This window comes from Streptomyces sp. NPDC002265 (assembly GCF_040296125.1).
Lineage (GTDB): Bacteria > Actinomycetota > Actinomycetes > Streptomycetales > Streptomycetaceae > Streptomyces.
The window spans coordinates 1-2,575 of sequence record NZ_JBEOWS010000616.1; the positions used below are offsets into that span (position 1 = coordinate 1).

General features: G+C 63.7%; 2 protein-coding genes. One reads left to right on the top strand and one right to left on the bottom strand.

Features of this window, described 5'->3' with window-relative positions:
* Window positions 1-297 precede the first annotated feature (297 nt).
* Complete coding sequence (locus tag ABT085_RS45570) at window positions 298-792, top strand: DUF1877 family protein (RefSeq protein WP_351622935.1); 495 nt, start codon at window positions 298-300, stop codon at window positions 790-792.
* A gap of 998 nt (window positions 793-1,790) precedes the next feature.
* Here ABT085_RS45570 and ABT085_RS45575 read toward each other — a convergent pair.
* Window positions 1,791-2,054, bottom strand: coding sequence for a hypothetical protein (locus ABT085_RS45575; RefSeq protein WP_351622937.1), 264 nt, complete (start codon window positions 2,052-2,054; stop codon window positions 1,791-1,793).
* Window positions 2,055-2,575 lie beyond the last annotated feature (521 nt).

The following is a 2,575-nucleotide window of genomic DNA, read 5'->3' on the forward strand; positions in this document are numbered from 1 at the left end:
TTCAGGATCTCGTCATGCATACGGAGATCACCGCGGACGGCTATCGGCCAAGTCTTACGGTCTACTACCACGACGCCGAAGACTGATCCGGGCTGCACCTGGACGCTTTGCGCCCGGTCAACTTCCTTATCGGGTCGATCACAGGAAGTCGGCAACGTTGGCCCACCGGCTGGTCTCGTTGGCCGACTGTCCGTTGCCAGTCGGCGTCGGTCGGCGCTGTCCGCACCTGTTGGTGTCAGCCGTTGGTGTCAGCAGGCCGACTCGGTGTTGTCGGTTGCCTCGGCCAGAATGCGCGGCATGAGCATCGAGATGCAGCTGCGCGCCATACCGGAGTCCGAGATTCGAGAGGACTGGGCATGGCTGGAGGAGTTCATGGGGGACGCCGGGGACTTCGATCGCTTCCAGGCCGAACGCCGGGACGGAATCGCCGAAGTCGTGGAGTACCACTTCCCCGCCCTCCATGAGGTCTACAGGGCGGCGTACACCCCGCAGGGCTCTCATCACTGGGAGCTTCCGGTCTTCGGAGGCGACCCTGTGTACCACGCCACCTACGCCCGGCCGCCGTTTCTGATACTTCGCCCCGTCCAGGTGCGTGAGGTGGCGGCCTTCCTGACGGCGGTCCACTTCGACGAACTTTGGGAGCCGGCCCGGTCGAAGGTCCTGCCTCCCTTCTCCGCCTTCGACGAGGTTGAGGTCAAGGGCTGGTTCCTCACCCACCACACCGCCCTGCGGGCCTTCTACAACCGGACCGTCCCCACGGGGCACGCCGTCATCAAGGCCTTCTGGTACTGAGCCGCAGTCTTCTCCTCGGCTCGCGGCTACCTCAGCCCACCACTTACCCAAGCTCCCACGATGTGCTCGCAGCCGGGAACGGCGCCCCCTCCATCCCGGTGACGGCCGATCCCCCGCCGGAGGCAGGAGTCCGCTTACGTCTTCACCACCCGCACCGGCCGCCCGCTCGTCAGTGACCGTCGCCGTTGATGTCAGATCTGGATGCCAGAAGGGGTCACTTACCGAAATTGGTAAGTGACCCCTTCTGAACTGGTGCCCCCGGCAGGATTCGAACCTGCGACACCCGCTTTAGGAGCGAGGTTGGGTGGTCACAGGCTTGACCTGCGGGTCACCGCCTTGGGCAGATTCGGCGGCGCGTCCCCCTGCGCACCCTGATTCCCCCTGAGTCCCCGCCCGTTCTGGCACGAGAGTGGCACGGGGATCTGCGCTGGTAACCCTCTCGACCTTGGGTTGGTGTGCTTTTCACTTCCCGCGACGGTCCACAGGTGTGCGTGCATGTCCGCCGCTGTTCGTCGGCGTTGTCATGCGCTTGGACACTCACTGTTGCGGCCCGTTGATTCCGCTCAGTCGGGCATACGGCGTTTACGACGGAGTCGCCAGGCGTGGATCTCGCCGTAGAGCACGGACGCAGCAAGTGCGAAGAGCATGGTCTCTATGGCCGCTGGCCACGGTTCAGACATCCACCGGTGACCTAGGACCGTCCATCCAGCGAGGAGCGGCACGGCGAGGAGGTAGCCGCGCAGACGCTCACGCAGCCGACGCGCATCGTGCCGTGGTTCAACTGCCATGATGGCCCTGTGTCATCGCGGGATGGTGCCTGATCACACGCGTATGCTGCTTACCTTTGCCCGGTAGGTCAATACTCCAGCAGGGACTCGGTGTTGGATCATGCATCGGCCAGTTCTTCTGGAAGTGGTGCAGTCAGTCTTCCACCCGGGCCGATGCTCAAGCGTGCCGTTCTGGTCTGCGCTGATCTGCCGGGTAGCTGTCATCGTCTGTCAACGCTGGTCCACCTCGGACGGCCCGGAGACGGCCCGCCGGCGCTTCTTCGGCCGTGGATGCGCGTGCTCCCACTCGATGAGTGCTGTCTCGGCCAGGACGAAGATTGCCGCACAGATCGCGAAGACACGCTTCCAGCCTTGGTCGGTGATCGTCGCCACGCTGAAGTAGATGAACAGCACCAGGTTGATGATCCGGATCCCCCACGCCGGTCCGAAAAGACGCTTCGCGCCGCGAAACAGCGCGCTGATGATCGAGTACACGTGTTGGTCCCCCATGGTGAGGGCTTGGTGATCCAAGCGGACGGGAGTGTACCCACGGGGCGTGAGCGGCTTTGGGCTGGAGTCTCCATGACTGCGGCAAGCCACGGGGCGCCGTCCATGGGTTGGAACAACGCCCGTGCCTGCCACAGACTTGAAGGTCTGGCCTCATCCTTATCAGGTCGATCATCGGAGACCGTCGACGTCGCTCAGCCGGTCCTATGCCTCGGCCGATCGTCCACTGGGGTGCTGCGTGGACCGCTGTTGTTCGTGCTTGTTGGTGTCAGTCGCTGGTGTCAGCCGTCGCACGTGGTCTTGACAAGGGCTGCCCTCGCCCTACAGCACCAGTTTGCAAGATCGCGTATGCGCACCCATCCCCTTCTCAAAGTCTGGCGTGGCCGCGTGGTCTACAGTCCCTGCCCATGACTCATATAGGCAGCATGCTTGACCTCGCAAGCCGTCGACGCGGTAGAGGCTTCCACTTCTACTACTTTGGCGGATCGGGTTGGGTGGTGGGACTGCTC